This is a genomic window from Streptomyces olivaceus (assembly GCF_000721235.1).
GTDB classification, from domain to species: Bacteria; Actinomycetota; Actinomycetes; order Streptomycetales; family Streptomycetaceae; genus Streptomyces; species Streptomyces olivaceus.
Genome location: NZ_JOFH01000003.1, coordinates 201918 through 219925, shown reverse-complemented (window position 1 = coordinate 219925; position 18008 = coordinate 201918). Strand labels below are relative to the sequence as shown.

The 18008-nt window shown below is 73.7% G+C and carries 14 protein-coding genes; 8 read left to right on the top strand and 6 right to left on the bottom strand.

Annotated elements, in window-relative coordinates; all coding sequences use genetic code 11:
• Positions 1–58: 58 nt before the first annotated feature.
• The 4 genes from IG94_RS0105540 to IG94_RS0105525 form a co-directional block, all read right to left on the bottom strand.
• Positions 59–2881, bottom strand: a complete 2823-nt coding sequence (locus tag IG94_RS0105540; protein WP_031031877.1) for an NHLP bacteriocin export ABC transporter permease/ATPase subunit — start codon at positions 2879–2881, stop codon at positions 59–61.
• Position 2882: 1 nt separating this feature from the next.
• Positions 2883–5105: an NHLP family bacteriocin export ABC transporter peptidase/permease/ATPase subunit gene (locus IG94_RS0105535; protein ID WP_031031875.1), complete on the bottom strand. Its 2223-nt coding sequence runs from the start codon at positions 5103–5105 to the stop codon at positions 2883–2885.
• Positions 5102–5908 (bottom strand): HlyD family efflux transporter periplasmic adaptor subunit, encoded by an 807-nt coding sequence (locus IG94_RS0105530; RefSeq protein WP_031031872.1) that lies wholly within the window; start codon positions 5906–5908, stop codon positions 5102–5104. The genes IG94_RS0105535 and IG94_RS0105530 overlap by 4 nt, the downstream gene beginning before the upstream one ends.
• A 179-nt stretch (positions 5909–6087) precedes the next feature.
• Positions 6088–6303 carry a hypothetical protein gene (locus IG94_RS0105525; protein WP_031031870.1) on the bottom strand — a complete coding sequence of 72 codons (216 nt, stop codon included), beginning with the start codon at positions 6301–6303 and terminating at the stop codon, positions 6088–6090.
• Between the two features lie 608 nt (positions 6304–6911).
• Between IG94_RS0105525 and IG94_RS0105520 the strand changes: the two genes are divergently transcribed.
• From IG94_RS0105520 to IG94_RS0105510, 3 genes are all read left to right on the top strand, one after another.
• Entirely contained in the window at positions 6912–8300 is a 1389-nt protein-coding gene (locus tag IG94_RS0105520) for a S1 family peptidase (RefSeq protein ID WP_031031868.1), read from the top strand.
• Between the two features lie 329 nt (positions 8301–8629).
• Positions 8630–11077, top strand: coding sequence for a SpoIIE family protein phosphatase (locus IG94_RS0105515; RefSeq protein WP_031031866.1), 2448 nt, complete (start codon positions 8630–8632; stop codon positions 11075–11077).
• A 127-nt stretch (positions 11078–11204) separates the two neighbouring features.
• Complete coding sequence (locus tag IG94_RS0105510) at positions 11205–11384, top strand: hypothetical protein (protein ID WP_031031865.1); 180 nt, start codon at positions 11205–11207, stop codon at positions 11382–11384.
• Between the two features lie 102 nt (positions 11385–11486).
• Here IG94_RS0105510 and IG94_RS0105505 read toward each other — a convergent pair whose 3' ends face one another.
• Positions 11487–12068, bottom strand: a complete 582-nt coding sequence (locus IG94_RS0105505) for a hydrolase (RefSeq protein ID WP_031031863.1) — start codon at positions 12066–12068, stop codon at positions 11487–11489.
• A 135-nt stretch (positions 12069–12203) separates the two neighbouring features.
• Here IG94_RS0105505 and IG94_RS0105500 point away from each other — a divergent pair, with 135 nt between their 5' ends.
• Both IG94_RS0105500 and IG94_RS0105495 read left to right on the top strand, forming a co-directional pair.
• The gene (locus IG94_RS0105500; protein ID WP_031031862.1) at positions 12204–12704 is read left to right on the top strand and encodes a metallophosphoesterase family protein; all 501 of its coding nucleotides are present in this window, start codon (positions 12204–12206) and stop codon (positions 12702–12704) included.
• Positions 12705–12965: 261 nt separating this feature from the next.
• On the top strand, positions 12966–13250 hold the full coding sequence (locus tag IG94_RS0105495) for a hypothetical protein (RefSeq protein WP_031031860.1): 285 nt from the start codon (positions 12966–12968) through the stop codon (positions 13248–13250).
• An 8-nt stretch (positions 13251–13258) separates the two neighbouring features.
• On the opposite strand, the gene IG94_RS0105490 is transcribed toward IG94_RS0105495, so the two are convergent.
• Entirely contained in the window at positions 13259–15013 is a 1755-nt protein-coding gene (locus IG94_RS0105490; protein ID WP_031031858.1) for an ABC transporter ATP-binding protein, read from the bottom strand.
• Between the two features lie 177 nt (positions 15014–15190).
• Here IG94_RS0105490 and IG94_RS0105485 point away from each other — a divergent pair, with 177 nt between their 5' ends.
• The 3 genes from IG94_RS0105485 to IG94_RS0105475 all read left to right on the top strand — a co-directional run bounded on the left by IG94_RS0105485 (position 15191) and on the right by IG94_RS0105475 (position 18002).
• The gene (locus tag IG94_RS0105485; protein ID WP_031031856.1) at positions 15191–16279 is read left to right on the top strand and encodes an S-(hydroxymethyl)mycothiol dehydrogenase; all 1089 of its coding nucleotides are present in this window, start codon (positions 15191–15193) and stop codon (positions 16277–16279) included.
• On the top strand, positions 16279–16908 hold the full coding sequence (locus IG94_RS0105480) for an MBL fold metallo-hydrolase (protein ID WP_031031854.1): 630 nt from the start codon (positions 16279–16281) through the stop codon (positions 16906–16908). Before IG94_RS0105485 ends, IG94_RS0105480 begins: the two co-directional genes overlap by 1 nt.
• A 167-nt stretch (positions 16909–17075) precedes the next feature.
• Positions 17076–18002, top strand: coding sequence for an SDR family oxidoreductase (locus IG94_RS0105475; RefSeq protein ID WP_031031851.1), 927 nt, complete (start codon positions 17076–17078; stop codon positions 18000–18002).
• Positions 18003–18008: the final 6 nt, after the last annotated feature.

Sequence of the window (18008 nt, the reverse complement as noted above, 5' to 3'; positions counted from 1 at the left end):
GGCGCTCCGCCGTCCGGCGCGGTGCGGCTCGGATTCCGGCGTCCCGCCGTCCGGCCGGTCAGGTCAGCTGACGCCGCACCAGCTCGTGCAGCCGGCCGCCCGTGTCCGCCAACAGCCGGTCGGGCGGGCCCTGCTGGGCGACCCGGCCGTCCTCCATCACGATCACCCGGTCCGCGTCGAGCACCGTGGACAGCCGGTGCGCGATCACGACACGGGTCGCGTTGAGGGCCTTGGTCGACTCGATCACCGTGCGCTGCGTCTCGTTGTCCAGCGCGCTGGTCGCCTCGTCGAAGAACAGGATGCGCGGCCGGCGGATCAGCGCCTGCGCGATCATCAGCCGCTGCCGCTGGCCCCCCGAGACCGTGCCGCTGCCCGACACGATGGTGTGCAGGCCCATCGGCATCCGCTTGATGTCCTCGGCGAGCCCCGCCATTCCGGCCGCCGCCATCGCCTCCTCGGGCGTGTACGGCTCGGTGCCGCAGATGACGTCCAGGATCGAGCCGGTGAAGGGCTGCGCGTGCTGGAGCACCACCCCGCACTGCCGGCGCACCGCCGACTGGTCGAGCGCGCCCAGGTCCTGGCCGTCGTACAGGACACTGCCCGACAGCGGCCGGTCGAAGCCGATGAGCAGCCGCAGCAGCGTCGACTTGCCGCAGCCGCTGGGACCGACGACCGCCACGAACTCGCCGGGCCGCACCTCGAAGGACACGTCGTCCAGGACGAGCGGCCCGTCGTCGGTGTAGCGGAACGACAGCCGCCGCGCCTCGATCGCCCCCGACAGCGGCCCCGGCCGGGTGCTCGCCGTCCGCACCTCGGGCGTCGCGTCCAGGACCGGCCGGATCTCCTCGAACAGCGGCAGCGCCGCCACCGCCGACACGAACGCGCCGGTCAGCTGGGTGACCGAGGTCAGCAGCATCGTCACCGAGGCGTTGAAGGTCAGGAACTCCGCCGCCGACATCGAACCGCGCGCCGGGCCGGCCAGCAGCATGAACATCAGCAGCGTGCACAGCGGCAGGTACACCGCGCCGAGGACCGCGTTGAGGTTCTTGACCCGCCCGGCCCGCTGCTGCAGCTCGCGGCTGTGCGCGAACCGTTCCGCCCACGCCGCGTAGGCGTAGTTCTCCGCCGCCGCCACCCGCAGCTTCGGGAGGCCGCGCAGCGTCTGGAACGCCTGGTTGTTCAGCTTGTTGGTGAGCTTGACCAGCCGCCGCTGCCAGCGCACCTGCCACAGCCCGAGGCCCAGGAAGACCCCGGCCACGACCACCAGCATGCCGATCGCCGCCAGCGCCATCGGCACACTGAACCAGAGCAGCAGCCCCAGGTTCATCGCCCCGACGGTCACCGACTGGGCCACCGTCGGACCGACGCCCGCCAGCAGCCGGCGGATCGCGCTGATGCCCATCGCCGCGCTCGCCAGCTCGCCGGTCGAGCGCTCGGTGAAGAACTTCGTCGGCAGCCTCAGCAGCCGGTCCCACACGGCCGGTTGGAGCGTCGCCTCGACCCGGCCCTCCAGCCGCAGGATGGTGAGGTTCTGCAACAGCATGAAGGCCGCCGCGACGACACCGCTCAGCATCACCGCGAGACACACCTGCACGATCAGCCCGGTCTGCGCCGTCGGCACGAACTCGCCGAGCACCCGGCCCGTCGCGATCGGCACCAGCGCGCCGAGCCCCACCGTCACCAGGCCGCTCAGCAGCAGGCCCGTCAGATCCCGGCGGGTGCCCGCCAGGCAGAACCGCAGCAGCCCGAGCGGACCGAGCCGGCCCTCCGGCAGCGGCCGGTAGAACATCACCGCGCTCGGCTCGAACTCCTCGGCGTTGTCCCGCTCCACCGGCGTCTCCCGGCCGGTCGCCGGATGCACGGCCGCATAGCCGCCGCGCCGCCACAGCAGCGCCACCGGCGCCCCCGACAGACTCCGGTGCCCGACCAGCGGCCCCACGTCGTCCCGCCACCAGCCGTCCTCCAGCCGCACCGTGCGGGTCCGCAGCCGCGAGGCGAGGGCGACCCGCTCGACCGGATCAAGCCGCTCGCTCTCCGTGCCGCTCCGCACGGGCTCGGCGAGCGGGATCCCGGCGGCGCGGGCGACCAGCCGGCACGCCGCGTACGAGGCGTCGGCGTCGGCGGCCGTGGTGCGCCCCGCCGACCGCTTCCCGATGGAGGCCAGCAGGGTCCGGTCGGCCTGCGCGCGCACGGCCTCACCCGCCTTGATACCGGCCGCCGTCCGCGTCTCGTGGGTGCGCTCCAACTGCTCGATCCAGCGGTCCAGCGTCGTCAGCAGCCGGTACTGCTGGTCGACCAGGCTCTGCCACAGCGCCGGGTCCATCAGCAGGTCGGCGGCGGCCTCCTCGCCGTACACCGCCCCGTACTGCACGCTGCCCGGCGGCACCTGCATCCAGAACACGTCGTCGTCGGTGGGCGCGGACGCCCGTTCCGCGGCCATCGGCGCCTGGAACAGGACCGTCAGGCCGCGGCCCACGCCGAGCGCCAGGGCGTACTCCAGCGGGCTCGTCGTCGGCGGCACGTACTGCGGGTTGCCGTACTCGTCGTACGACCACGTCTGCGTGGGCGCCGGCTGGTACAGCTCGCGCAGCCCGATGCGGTGCACCACGCAGTCCCGCAGCGGACGCGCGACCAGGGTGTGCTGCGGGCCCGCCACCGGACCGAGCAGCGCCGAGCCCGCCTCCAGCCGTCCCAGATGGTGCCAGTGGCCCTGCTCCCCGGCGTCGACCGCGAACAGGTCGACCGCGCCGGACGCCACCAGCCACAGCACCTGCGGCCCCTCCAGGTCGAGGCGGTTGAGCCCGGCGCAGTCCACCCGCGTGCCCAGCGCGCCGAGCGCCCCGAGGACGAGGTCGCCCTGTCCGTCGTGCACGGCCGTCATCTCACCGCTCCCTGACCAGCGCCGCGTACGCACCGCCGTGCGCCACCAGCTGCTCGTGCCGTCCGCGCTCCACGACGCTGCCGTGCTCCAGGACGACGATCTCGTCGCTGTCCCGCACGGTGCTCAGCCGGTGCGCGATCACCACGCAGGCGCAGCCGCGCCGGCGCAGGTTGTCCATGACCACCAGCTCCGTCTCCGCGTCCAGCGCGCTGGTCACCTCGTCCAGGACCAGGATGCTGGGGCGGCGCACCAGGGCCCGCGCGATCTCCAGGCGCTGGCGCTGCCCGCCGGAGAAGTTGCGGCCGTCCTGCTCGACCGGGCTCCCGATGCCGCCGGGACGCCGCATCACGACGTCGTACAGTGCCGCGTCCTTGAGCGCGTCCACCACCGCGGTGTCCGGAATCGACGGGTCCCACAGCGCCACGTTGTCGCGCACCGAGCCCTCGAACAGGAACACGTCCTGGTCGACGAAGGAGACCGAGGCGGCCAGCGCCCCGCGCGGCACGTCCTCCAGCCGCTGCCCGTCGACGCGGATGACCCCGTCCCACGGGGCGTACAGGCCCGAGATCAGCCGGGACACCGTGGACTTGCCGCTGCCCGAGCCACCCACCAGCGCCACCTGCTGCCCGGGGCCCACGGTCAGGTCGAAGCCGGTCAGCAGCGGTGTGTCGAGCGGGTTGTAGCCGAAGGAGACGTTCTGCAGCTCGACGTGCCCCTGCAGCCGGCGGGTGGAGTCCGGGCCGCCGGGGCGGTCGTAGAGCGGGTCCGTGCGGAAGTTCTCCACGTCCTTCAGCCGCGCCACGTCCGCCGCGAAGTCCTGGATGCGGCCCGCCACGCCGTTCAGGCGGGTCAGCGGGGCCGTGAAACGGACCACCAGCGACTGGAAGGCGACCAGCAGCCCGACCGAGATGTGCCCCTCGACCGCGCGCATGCCGCCGATCCACAGGATCAGCCCGCTGTTCAGCGTCGCCAGGGTCGGCGCGACCACCCCGAGCCAGGCACTCGGCACCCCCAGCCGCTGCTGCTCCTCCAGCGTGGTGGCGTGCTGCCCCGCCCACTTGCGGAAGTAGCCGTCCTCGCCGCCCGTCGCCTTCATCGTCTCGATCAGCTGCAGGCCGGTGTACGCGGTGTTCGTCAGCCGCGCCGTGTCGGCCCGCAGCTTCGCGGTACGGGTCGCCCGCAGCCGCACGACGACCCGCATCGCGAGGATGTTGAGCAGCGCCACGCCGACCCCGACGAAGGTCAGCTGCGGGTCGTACGTGTACAGCAGCACCGCGTACAGGACGACCACGACCGCGTCCACGCCCGCCGCCGCGAGGTCGCGGGCCAGCGTCTCGGCGACGGCGTCGTTGGACTGCAGGCGCTGCACCAGGTCGGCCGGGCTGCGCTGGGAGAAGAACGTCACCGGCAGCCGCAGCAGATGGCGCAGGAAGCGGGCGCTGGAGAGGGTGGAGGAGATGATGCGGCCGTGCAGCAGGTTGGCCTGCTGGAGCCAGGTGAGCAGGACCGTGAGCAGCACGCAGGCCGCCATCGAGGCGAACAGCACACCGAGCAGCGAGGTCTGCCCGCCGATCAGGAACATGTCGATGTAGGTGCGGCTGAGCGCGGGCACCGCCGCGCCGACCGCCACCAGGAGCAGGCTGGCCAGCACGGCGGCGGGCAGCGTCCCGGCGGTGCCCCGCAGCCGGGCCGGCATCGCGCCGAGCACGCCGGGCCTGCGGCCGCCCCGGGTGAAGTCCGCGCCCGGCTCCATGGTCAGGACGACGCCGGTGAAGCTTCCGTCGAAGTCCTCCAGGGACACGAAACGCCGGCCCTTGCCCGGGTCGTTGATGAACACCCCGCGCCGCCCGAACCGGCGGCCCATGCCGTCGTAGACGACGTAGTGGTTGAACTCCCAGAACAGGATGGCCGGCGTCGCCACCTCGGCGAGCGCGGCCAGGTCCATCTGCATGCCCTTGGCGGTGAACCCGTAACTGCGGGCGGCCTTCAGGAGGCTGCTCGCCCGGGAACCGTCGCGGGAGACGCCGCAGGCGATCCGCAGCTCCTCCAGCGGAACGTGCCGGCCGTAGTGGCCGAGCACCATCGCGAGGGAGGCGGCGCCGCACTCGACGGCCTCCATCTGGAGCACGGTGGGGGTGCGGACGGTCTTCGCGCCGCTCTTCGGCACGCTGCGCCGGGGCGGGGCGGCGCGGCGTCTGCCGCGGGTCTCCTGGGCGGTACTCACGGCAGCAGCCAATCGACGGGACGCTGGTCGGCCAGGCGGATGGAGCCCGAGGCCAGGGTCATGGAGGTCAGTTCGAACGGCGGCCCGTCCGCCGACGACCACGCGTAGCCGCTCTTCGTCGACTCCGAGGCCGTCAGCCGCACCGTCACGGCCACCGGCCTGCCGTCCTTGGTGAACTGCTCGCCGAGCTGGCTGTCCCCCAGGAACGCGCCGATCGTCTGCGCCGACTGCGCCGAGCGGTCCACCGACTTCACCTTCCCGTGCAGGACGCCGTACTGCTGGGTCGGCACCGACTGCACGGTCAGGTCGACGGAGGCGTTCGCGGGTACGGCGGCGGCGTTGTCGGCCGGCACGTAGACGGTGGCGTACAGCGGGTCGCCGGTGTGGGCGACCTTCTCGACCGAGGCGACGTTCGCGCCGGTCTGGATGATCTGGCCGACGGTGGCGGCGAGCGCGCTGACCCGGCCGGCGTCGACCGTGCGGACCACGCTCTCGCCGTCGGCGGTGCGGACCTTCAGTACGGGGGCGTCGGCGCCCAGCCGCTGTCCCGGCCTGGCGAGGACCGCGGTGACCTGCCCGGAGACGGGGCTCTGCAGGAGGTAACTGCCCTGGCCGTGCGTGAGGATGGCGGGCGCGGAGACGGTGGAGGTCACCGAGCCGCCCACCGCCCACACGGACGCGGCGGCCATCGCGACCACGGTCACGGACAGCACCAGCCAGCCCTGCGGACGGGCGAGACGCACCGGAAGATCGAGCTCGTCCGGCGACTGGAGCTTGGAGAGGGCCTGTTGGCGGAACTGCACGGCGGACGTACCCCAGTGATTCCCGTGATTCCCCGTGATTCGCCGTGCTCCCGAAGAGCCTCGTGAGCACGAGAGGACCGGGTGGGACGAGTGGGTTGGCGGAAGGAAGGCGTCGGGTGGAACGGCCGAAGAGCCCCGGAGCCTGGGCGGCTCCGGGACTCAGCGGCGCAAGGGCGCGATCAGAGACCGGCGACCAGGCCCGTGACCGGGGCGGTGTTCAGACCGGTGACACCCTCGACGGTGCCGACGGCGGTGTTGACCAGGCCGGAGACCGGGGCGACGCCGTCCACCAGGCCGGTGACGGTGCCGACGGCGTTCACGTTCAGGCCGCCGGAGACGTTGTCGAGGTCGGCGTCGGAGATCTCGGTGGTCTCAACCTGGGGGATGGAGTTCATGTGGGAACTTCCCTTCGTATAGCCATTTCACAAGGGGGGAGCGGCCCCCTCTGGGGACAGATGACGGCCGCGACCGCGGACACCGGGCGCCCGTTTCCGGAGCGTCCCCGGCCTCCGCGGTGCGATGGATCAAAGCACGCGTGCCGTCCGGGCTTCCAATCAATCACCCCCTCCCACCAGGGGACTTGCAACGCCGACGCGCCCAACGGTGCAGGGCCGGGCACGCCTTCGGGGCGACTTCTTCACACCGTGCGCGACATCGGCCCGGACGCCCCCCTTGCCGCGCCCCGGCCGATTGGGGCACTCCCGCCCCAAAGACGTACCGGCCGGTGGCGGGTTGTGCAGATCCGCCAACGAGGATGACCGGGCTGGGCATTCGATGTGCAGATTCACTGAAGCGCCGATTCCGCCCCAGGATCAGTACGCCGGGTCGCCGGCCGGACACGGGGAGTGGCGAGTGGTGGGGGTGTGCGGGGAGCGGTCCCGGGTGCGGGGGAGGGGCCGGTCTGAACGCACCGCGCGGTCCGTGCGTACCAACAGCCGTCAAGGCGCCCCCAACAGCAGCCGGGCCGGTGGCACGGTCCACCGGCCCCAGGAGGTCGAGTAGGTTGAGTCACAAGCGAATTCCGAAGCGCAAGGCCGCGATGGCCGCGGGCGGTGTGGTGGCGCTCGGCGCGGCCGCCATCCTCCTGCCGAACGCCAACGCCTCGCAGGACGGCGGCGGTTCACACGACGCCGCCGCGGCCCCGCGGACCCTCAAGGCGGCGGACGCCTCGGACCTCGCCTCGCAGCTCGCCGGCCAGCTCGGCGACGCCTTCGCCGGCTCGTACTACGACGCCGGTGCGCAGCGGCTCGTCGTGAACGTCGTCCCCGGTGACGACGACCAGGTCGCGGTGCGGGCCCAGCGGGCGGGCGCGGAGATCCGCGAGGTCGACAACAGCATGACCGAGTTGCACGGCGGCGCGCAGACACTGAAGTCCGAGGCGACCATCCCCGGCACCTCGTGGGCGATCGACCCGCGCACCAACAAGATCCTGGTGACCGCCGACAGCACCGTCACCGGCGAGAAGTGGGACCGGCTTGAGTCCACGGTCGGCCGCCTCGGCTCCGGCATGGCGACGCTGGAGAAGTCCGCGGGCACCTTCAAGACCTTCGTGTCGGGCGGCGACGCCATCTTCGGCGGCGGCGCGCGCTGCTCGCTCGGCTTCAACGTCACCGCGGGGGACGGTTCCCCGGCCTTCCTGACGGCCGGGCACTGCGGCGTCGCGGCCGACGCGTGGTCCGACGCCCAGGACGGGCAGCCGATCGGCACCGTCGACCAGGCGGTCTTCCCCGGCGAGGGCGACTTCGCGCTCGTCACGTACGACGACCCGGCGACCGAGGCCCCCAGCGAGGTCAACCTCGGCGACCAGACCCTGCAGATCTCCGGGGCCGCGGAGGCGACCGTCGGCGAGCAGGTCTTCCGCATGGGCAGTACGACCGGGCTGGCCGACGGCCAGGTCCTCGGCCTGGACGCCACCGTCAACTACCCGGAGGGCACGGTCAGCGGCCTCATACAGACCGACGTCTGCGCCGAGCCCGGCGACAGCGGCGGCTCCCTGTTCACGCAGGACGGCCTGGCGATCGGGCTGACGTCCGGCGGCAGCGGCGACTGCACGGCCGGCGGCGAGACGTTCTTCCAGCAGGTCACCACCGCCCTGGAGGCGGTCGGCGCCACCCTCGGCGACGGCGCGGGCGACGGCGCCGGGGAGCAGCCCGGCGGCGAGGTGGCCGGAGGGGCCGGCGCCGGCGGTGACGAGGCCGGCGGAGCCGGGGGCGGCGATGCCGGTGCCGGCGACGAGCAGCCCGGCGACGAGCAGCCCGGCGACGAGCAGCCCGGCGACGACGCGGGCGACAGCACCGGCACGGTCGGCGCCGTCTCCGGTTCTGGTTCCGGTTCCGGTTCCGACGACGGAACGGGTACCGGCGCCGGGCACGGCTCCGGCCCGCTCGGCTGACCGTGGCGCCAACGGGATCGACCGGCACTTCGACGGCGGTCCGGTCCTCCGGCGGGAGGACCGGACCGCCGCGGTGTCCTTCGGGAGCACTGGGCCACCGCGGTGCACGCCCCCTCCCTCCCCACGCGCACCGTCGGCCTCGTGCGGAGGTGATCGCACCCGGGGCCACCCAGCGCGGGGCGCCTCCCTCGCATCCTCCGGATCCAGCCCGCCCGGGTGCCGTCCCGGCCGGGCGCGGGCGCGCTCCCACGCACGTACACACGCCCCGCACCACCGGTAACAGCTCCGCAGGGGCTGCGCGGGCGTCGCTTTGGCGCTGTAATGGCGAAGTGGTCGGAGAGGGTGCTGCGGAACGCGGGTCGAGGACCCTGCGGGCCGAGGGTGCCCTGAAGGCGATCGCCGCCGGACCGGACCGCCAGGGGCGCACGCGCCGGGTCCTGGAGCAGGCACTGGTCTTCGCGGGTGCCTCCTGCGCCGCCCTCTACACGCCCGGCGACCACCGCGACCTGCTCTGCCTGGTCGAGTCGGCCGGTGTGCCGCGCGCCCTGTACGGCGTGCGTGACAGCTATCCGGCGTCCGGCGGCTCCCCGGTCGCCGACGCCCACCGGGGCGGCGCCGCGGTGTGGGTCGGTCCTGAGGAGTTCGCCGGTTCGGCGGAGTCGCGGCGCGTGCCGTCCAGCGGCCTCTCGCTCGCCGCGCTGCCGGTACGCGGGGACGGCGGTGGCTGCCTGCTCGCCCTGACCGGGCATCCGGACGGCTTCGGCGCCGAGGACCGCGCCTGCCTGGAACTGATCGCCGAGGCCCTGACCTGCCCCGTCCCCACCGAGGCCGCCGAGGGCGGGGAACTGCGGCCCACTGCCTTCACCCTCGCGATGGACAGCGGCCGGGTCGAGGTCGGCGACGGCGTCCTGCGGTTGTTCGGCCTCGCCCCCGGCGAGTTCGACGGCCGGGTCGAGACGCTGCTCGGCCTCACGGTGCCGGAGGATCTGCCCTCACTGATGTCGGTGACCGAGGCCGACCACATGACCATCGGCGAGCGCGAACTGGAGTTCCGCGTACTGCAGCCCACCGGGCCGCCGAAGTGGCTCCGGCTCAGCGGGCGCCTGCTGCCCGGCGGCGAGGGCCGGCCGACCCGCCTGCTCGGAACCGTCGCCGACGCCTCCACGCTGCGCCCGGACGTCACCGACGTCGCCCGCGTCCAGCGGCTCGCCGCCGCCCTCGCTACCGCCGGGACCGTCCGCGACGTCAGCCAGGCCGTGGTCGCCGCCCTGCGCAGGCCGCTGCGCGCCGACCGGATCGCGCTGGCCGAGCTGGAGAACGAACGGCTCGTGGTCACCGTCCTCGACCCGCCCGACCCCGAGTCCTGGCCCGAGCTGTGGCGGCTGGAGTGGCGCACCGAGTGGCCGGACGCGCCGGTACGGGCCATGCCCACCCTCGCCGCCGCCCTGCGCGAGGGCCGCGCCCGGATCTGGCCCGCCGGCACCGGCGACCTGGAGCCCGCGCTCGCCGACGTGGGCCCCGGCGGGCTCGCCGTGCTGCCGCTGCCCGCCGGCGGACGCATGGCCGGCGCCTGCCTGATCGGCTGGGACGCCCCGCACGACTTCGGCCCCGACGAACGCGCCCTGCTCACCGCCTCCGCCGGCCTCGCCGGACAGGCCCTGATGCGGGCCCACGCCTTCGACGCCGAACACGAACTGGTCGGCATGCTCCAGCGCCAGCTGCTGCCGCGCCGCCTGCCGGAACTGCCCGGCGCGGTCGCCGTCGCCCGCTACCTGCCCAGCACGGCCGGACTCGAACTGGGCGGCGACTGGTACGACGTGATCCCGCTGCCCGACCACCACGTGGCCCTCGTCATCGGCGACGTCCAGGGCCACAGCGCCGGCGCCGCCACGCTGATGGGCCAGATGCGCACCGCCCTGCGCGCCTACGCGGCCGAGGGGCACCCGCCGGACGTGGTGGTCTCGCACGCCAACCGGCTGCTGGTCGACATGGAGACCGACCTCTTCGCCACCTGCGTCTACGTCGACCTCGACATGGAGGCGGGGGCCGCCTGGTGCGTGCGGGCCGGGCACCTGCCGCCGGTGCTGCGCCATCCCGACGGCAGCACGGAGATCGCCGAGGCGGAGGGCGGCCCGCCGCTCGGCGTGGTGCCGCAGGCCGACTTCCCGATGAGTCCGCTGCGGCTGCGGCCCGGCACCCTGATCGCCCTCACCACGGACGGCCTGGTGGAGACGCCGGAGAGCGACATCGACGCGGGCCTCGACCGGTTCGCCCACGCGCTGACCGGCTCCGACCCCGCCCACCTGGGGCTCCTCGCCGACGCCCTGCTCGGCGAGGCCCGCCGCAGCGACGACGTCGCCCTGCTCCTGGTGCGCTACGACGGCATGGCCCTGCGCCCGCTGCGGGAGAGCTGGTCGGTGTGGCGGCTGCCGGAGGCCGTGCGGCACGCCCGCCGCTTCGCCCGGCGCACCCTGCGCTCCTGGGACGTCCCGGACGACACCACCGACGGCGTCCTCCTGATCGTCTCCGAACTCGTCACCAACGCCCTCGTGCACACCGACGGCCAGGTCCGCCTCGACCTCGCCCTGATCGGCCGCCGGCTGCGCGTGGCGGTCGCCGACGCCTCGCCCCGTACACCCGCCAAACCGACCAGCATCGGCTGGGAGGCCACCGGCGGGCGCGGCATCCTCCTCGTCGAGGCGATGTCGGCGGCGTGGGGGACGCTGCCGGTCGGCGGGGGCAAGCAGGTCTGGAGCGAGATCGCACTGGGCGAGTGAACGGCGCCCCGGTCCGGCCCGTGGGCCGCCGTGGCCGGTGTTTCACGGAGCCCGGTCCGGGGACCCGCCCGGGCGAGTGCACCGGACGCGGAAGCGACGCGCCAGAAGCAGAAGGAAGATGATGCTCGTGACCACGGACACCAGCGGCAAAGCCGCTGTCCGCCGGGTGGAGACCGGATGGTCGAAGGCCCGCCGGCTGCGGGGGAGGGGCCTGATGCGCACCTGCGTACCCGCCGTCGAGGACGGCAGCGCTCCCCGCGCGCCGCAACCGGGCCAGGAGTCGAACATCGTCCGGGGCGAGGACTGACCGAGCCCCCGGGTGAGGAGCGGGTCGGCCCGCCCCGGCGGGTGGTGAACTCCGAGGACTCGGAGGACTCGGAGGACTCGGTGGACCCGGCGGACAGCGGACTCAGTCCGTCCTGGACAGCAGTTCCAGGATCTCCGCCGTCGTCCCCGTCTCCCCGAGGCGCGGGAAGATCCGCTCGACGCTGTTGCGATGGGCGTCGGCGTTCATGTCGCTCATCGCGTCGGTGGCGAGGGTGACGTGGTAGCCGTGCTCGTGGGCGGCGCGTGCGGTGGACTCGACGCCGATGCTGGTGGCGATGCCGGTCAGCACGATCTGGGTGACCGAGCGGCGGCGCAGCTGGACGTCGAGGCCGGTGCCGTGGAAGGCGCCCCAGTTGCGCTTGGTGACGGTGATGTCGCCGGGGTGGCCGGCCAGTTCGTCGACGATCACGTCCCAGCCCTCCGGCCTCGTCCCGCCCGCGCCGCCGGCCTCCGTGCGGCCCGGCACGGCGTCGGCGCCGTCCGCGGCGAAGGAGACCCGGACCAGGACCACGGGGAGGCCGCGGGCGCGGAAGGCGTCCGCCAGCTCGGCGCTGCGGGCCACGACGTCGGAGCCGCCGTACGGCTCGGTGGGCGCGGAGACGATGCCGGCCTGGAGGTCGATCACGACCAGGGCGGTCCGGGGGTCAAGGGCGGTGAGGGCCATGAGGAGGGGTGCCTTTCGGACGGTGCGTGCCCACCACGCTAATTTCCACAGGTAAGACTGTCCAGTTAAGCCTGCACAGTTTTACCCGGTGATTGCGTGTTCGCGCGAGCACGAGCCCCGCCCTAACCTGGCGGGGTGCGTCTGCTGCTCGTGTCCGACACCCACCTGCCGAAGCGGGCGAAGGAACTGCCCGCGCCGCTGCTCGCGGAGATCCCGCGCGCCGACGTCGTCCTGCACGCGGGGGACTGGGTCGACACCGCCACTCTCGACCTGCTGGAGGGCCGCAGCCGCCGCCTTGTCGGGGTGTACGGCAACAACGACGGGCCCGCCCTGCGCGCCCGCCTGCCCGAGGTGGCCCGCGCCGACCTGGGCGGCCTGCGCTTCGGCGTCGTCCACGAGACGGGTTCCGCCCAGGGGCGCGAGCGGCGCTGCGCCGCCCGCTTCCCCGACCTCGACGTCCTCGTCTTCGGCCACAGCCACATCCCGTGGGACACGACCGCGGACACCGGTCTGCGCCTGCTCAACCCGGGCTCGCCGACGGACCGGCGCCGGCAGCCCCACTGCACCTACATGACGGCAGAGGTGACCGGCGGCCTGCTCGCGCAGGTGACTCTGCACCGGCTGCCCCGGCGCTGAGCGGCAGCGAGCGGAAGCTGTGCCGCGGAGGCCTACGTGTACGAGGGGACCGGCTTCCGCCGCATCCTGATCATGGACCCGGCCACCGGCGCCGTCCTCGGCCTGGGGACCACGTTTCACCACGGACCGGCCGGAGTACGGCGTGGCAACAAGGCGCCGTTGCCTGGAACCGACCTGATCCGAACGGCATCCCCTAGCCCTGACGGGTGAGCGGCCCCGGCCGGCCGTGTCCGCCGCCGGCCCGCCCGCGTTGGGCAGGGCATGATCTCAACACGACGTATCGTCGCCGCAGTCGGGCTCGCCGCCGGTGTCACCGCTCTCGCCGCCCCGATGGCGAGCGCGGCGGGCGCGGGCCCGCTCGGCGCCGAGAAGCTCAGCGTGACGGACACCCTCGACTCGCTCGCGGTCGGTGACATGCCCGCCGAGGACCGGGCCCAGATGCCGTTGCCCTCCCAGCAGTTGAACCGGCTGCAGGACCTCAACCAGCTCCAGCAGGTCACCGGGCTGGTCTCACCGGTCTTCGGTGCGGTCCCCGCCCTGGGCTGACGCCCGGGTCAGTCGCTCGCCGCCAGGAACTGGGTGGCCGCCAGCTCCGCGTACAGCGGATCCGCGGTCACCAGCTCCCGGTGCGTCCCCACCGCGCGGACGCGTCCCGCGTCCATCACCACGATCCGGTCGGCCGTCGTGACCGTGGACAGCCGGTGGGCGACGACCAGCACCGTGGTCGTCCGGGCGACTTCGGCCACGGTGTCGCGCAGCGCCGCCTCGTTCACCGCGTCCAGCTGCGAGGTCGCCTCGTCGAGCAGCAGCAGACGCGGGTGGCGCAGCAGCGCACGGGCGACGGCGACCCGCTGGCGCTCGCCGCCGGACAGCTTGGTGCCGCGGTGCCCCACCAGCGTCTCCAGCCCGTTCGGCAGCCGCGCGACCAGCCCGTCGAGCCGCGTCGTCTTCAGCACGGCGGCGACGTCCGCCTCGTCCGCCTGCGGGTTGCCCAGCAGCAGATTGTCCCGCAGGGAGCCGGAGAGCACCGGCGCGTCCTGCTCCACGTAGCCGATCGCGGCCCGCAGCGCGGGCAGTTCCCACTCCGCGAGGCTGCGGCCGTCGAGCGCGATCTCCCCCGAGCCGGGGTCGTAGAACCGCTCGATCAGCGAGAAGACGGTGGTCTTGCCCGCGCCGGACGGGCCGACGAACGCCGTCATGCCGCGGGCCGGCACCTCGAACGTCACCCCGTGGTGGATGTACGGCAGATCGTCGGCGTAACGGAAGCGGACGTCCCGGAAGGCGACCGACGCCGGCTCCGCGCCCGGTGACGGCAGCGGGGCCGGCCGGGCGGCCGGTTCCGCGGGCAGATGCAGCGCGTCCTGGATCCGGGCGAGTGCCGCCCGGCCCGTCTGGTACTGCGTGACCGCGCCGACCACCTGCTGGATCGGCGCCATCAGATAGAAGACGAACAGCAGGAACGCCACCAGCGTCCCCACGTCGATCGCCCCCGTCGCCACCCGCGCCCCGCCCACCGCGAGCACCGTGATGAACGCGAGCTGCATCGCCAGCCCGGCCGTGTTGCCCGCGGCGGCCGACCACTTGGCCGCGCGCACGCTCTGCCGCCACGACTCCTCGGCCGCCTCGTGCAGCGCCCGCTCCTCACGCGGCTCCGCCCCGGACGCCTTCACCGTGCGCAGCGCGCCGAGGGTCCGCTCCAGCGCGGCCCCCATCACCCCTACCGCGTCCTGCGCCTGCCGGCTGGCGCGGTTGATGCGCGGCACGATCAGGCCCAGCACCGTACCCGCCCCGACGACCACCGCCAGCGTGACCCCGAGGAGCACCGGATCGACCACCCCCATCATCACCAGCGTCGCCACCAGCGTGAGTCCGCCGGTGCCCAGACCGATCAGGGAGTCGGTCGTCACCTCCCGCAGCAGGGTGGTGTCCGAGGTGATGCGGGCCATCAGATCGCCGGGCTCGGTGCGGTCCACGGCCGCCACCCGCAGGCGCAGCAGATACGACGACAGCGAGCGCCGCGCCCCGAGGACCACCGACTCGGCGGTGCGCCGCAGCACGTACGAACCCAGCGCGCCCAGCGCCGTGTTGCCGACCACGAGCCCCGACATGGCGAGCAGCGCGCCGGTGATGGCCCGGTCGTGCGCCAGGTCGTCGATCAGCTCCCGCGCCACCAGCGGCAGCAGCAGCCCCGCGGCTCCGGTGAGGAGCGAGAGCAGGGCACCCGCGGCCAGGGCGCCGCGGTGCGGGCGTATGTACGACAGGAGCAGCCGCCAGGCGGGCTGACCGGACTGCGGATCGGCGGTGGTCACGATGCTCCTTCGGCACGCGGACGAGGGACTCAGGCTACGTGGGCGCCGCACCGCCGGACCCGCGGGCGTGAGCCGTGGCCGCTCCCGGCCTTCGAACAGCCCCGTCACCTGCCCTTTGACGCGTACGACCGCGTAGGGTCGGGGCGGAACTGAACGGCCGAGGAAGGGGTCAGCAGCATGGCGCAGGAAGTACGCGGCGTGGTCGCGCCGGGCAAGGACGAGCCGGTGCGGATCGAGACGATCGTCGTGCCCGATCCCGGCCCGGGCGAGGCCGTGGTCAAGATCCAGGCCTGCGGGGTGTGCCACACGGACCTGCACTACAAGCAGGGCGGCATCAGTGACGACTTCCCCTTCCTGCTGGGCCACGAGGCCGCGGGCGTCGTGGAGTCGGTCGGCACGGGCGTCACCGACGTCGCGCCCGGCGACTTCGTCGTCCTCAACTGGCGTGCCGTGTGCGGCAAGTGCCGGGCCTGTACGCGCGGGCGGCCCTGGTACTGCTTCGACACCCACAACGCCGAGCAGAAGATGACCCTCGCCTCGACCGGCCAGGAGCTCTCCCCGGCCCTGGGCATCGGCGCCTTCGCCGAGAAGACGCTGGTCGCCGCCGGGCAGTGCACCAAGGTCGACCCGGCCGTCTCCGCCGAGGTGGCCGGCCTCCTCGGCTGCGGGGTGATGGCCGGCATCGGCGCCGCCATCAACACCGGCAACGTCGGCCGCGGCGACACCGTCGCCGTCATCGGCTGCGGCGGCGTCGGCGACGCGGCGATCGCCGGCTCCCACCTGGCCGGGGCGGCGAAGGTCATCGCCGTCGACATCGACGACCGCAAGCTGGAGACCGCCCGCTCCATGGGCGCCACCCACACCGTCAACTCCCGCGAGACCGACCCGGTCGAGGCGATCCGCGAACTGACCGGCGGCTTCGGCGCCGACGTCGTCATCGAGGCCGTCGGCCGGCCGGAGACCTACCGGCAGGCCTTCTACGCCCGCGATCTGGCCGGCACCGTCGTCCTCGTCGGCGTCCCCACGCCGGAGATGAAGCTGGAACTGCCGCTGCTCGACGTGTTCGGACGCGGCGGCTCGCTCAAGTCGTCCTGGTACGGCGACTGCCTGCCCTCCCGCGACTTCCCGATGCTCGTCGACCTCCACCTCCAGGGCCGCCTGGACCTCGGCAAGTTCGTCACCGAGACCGTCGGGCTCGACCAGGTGGAGCACGCCTTCGACCGGATGCACGCCGGTGACGTGCTGCGTTCGGTGGTGGTCCTCTGATGGCCGCCCGCATCGAACGCCTCGTCACCTCCGGGCAGTTCAGCCTCGACGGCGGCACCTGGGATGTCGACAACAACGTCTGGCTCGTCGGCGACGACCAGGAGGTGGTCGTCATCGACGCCGCCCACGACGCCGACGCGATCGCTGAGGCCGTCGGCGACCGGCGCCTGACCGCCATCGTGTGCACCCACGCCCACAACGACCACGTGGGTGCCGCCCCCGCGCTCGCCGAGCGCACCGGCGCCGTCGTCTGGCTGCACCCCGACGACCTGCCGCTGTGGCGGCAGACCCACCCCGACCGGGACCCCGACGCCTGGCTGGCCGACGGCCAGGTCATCGAGGCCGCCGGCGCGGACCTGACCGTCCTGCACACCCCCGGGCACGCCCCCGGCGCGGTCTGCCTGTACGACCCCGGCCTCGGCACCGTGTTCACCGGCGACACCCTTTTCCAGGGCGGTCCCGGCGCGACCGGACGGTCCTACTCGGACTTCCCGACGATCGTCGACTCGATCCGCGACCGGCTGCTGGTGCTCCCGCCCGAGACGGAGGTCCGCACCGGCCACGGTGATCCGACCACCATCGGCGCCGAGGCCCCGCACCTGGCGGAGTGGATCGCGCGCGGACACTGATCCACCGTCCGCGCGGACACTGATCCGCCCTCCGCGCGAAACCGGCCGCACCCGGAAAACCGGACACGCGGAATAGGTGACAGAAGATGTCCGGCTTCCCGGGCACTCTCGGTCACGGGCTCGTGGGACCACGACCCGTACGTACGGGAGAGGAACGGAAGCCGGACATGGCAGAGTCATCGAAGAAGCCGCTCGCGGGCAAGATCGCCCTGGTCGCCGGGGCGACCCGCGGCGCGGGCCGCGGCATCGCCGTCGAACTGGGCGCGGCGGGCGCCACCGTGTACGTGACGGGGCGCAGTACCCGCACCCGGCGCTCGGAGTACGACCGGCCCGAGACCATCGAGGACACCGCCGACCTGGTCACCGAGGCCGGAGGCCGCGGCATCGCCGTACCCACCGACCACCTCGAACCGGCGCAGGTCGCCGTGCTCGTCGACCGCATCGCCCGGGAGCAGGCCCGCCTCGACGTCCTGGTGAACGACATCTGGGGCGGCGAGAACCTCTTCGAGTGGGACCGCCCCGTTTGGGAGCACGACCTGGCGGGCGGCCTCCGGCTGCTGCGGCTCGCCGTGGAGACCCACGCGGTCACCAGCCACCACGCCCTGCCGCTGCTGCTGCGCGGGTCCGGCGGACTGGTCGTCGAGGTCACCGACGGCACCGACGACTACAACCGCGAGCACTACCGCAACTCCTTCTTCTACGACCTCGCCAAGACGTCGGTCCTGCGCATGGCCTTCGCCCTCGGCCACGAACTCGGGCCGCGCGGCGCCACCGCCGTCGCGCTCACTCCGGGCTGGATGCGGTCGGAGATCATGCTCGACCAGTTCGGCGTGCGCGAGGACAACTGGCGCGACGCCCTCGACCGCGTACCGCACTTCGCCATCTCCGAGTCGCCCCGCTACGTCGGCCGTGCGGTCGCCGCCCTCGCCGCCGACCCCGGCGTGGCCCGCTTCAACGGCCGGTCCCTCTCCGGCGGCGGCCTCGCCCGGGAGTACGGCTTCACGGACCTGGACGGCAGCCGCCCGGACGCCTGGCGCTACCTGGTCGAGGTCCAGGACGCGGGCCGGCCGGCCGACGTCACGGGATATCGCTGACGGGCG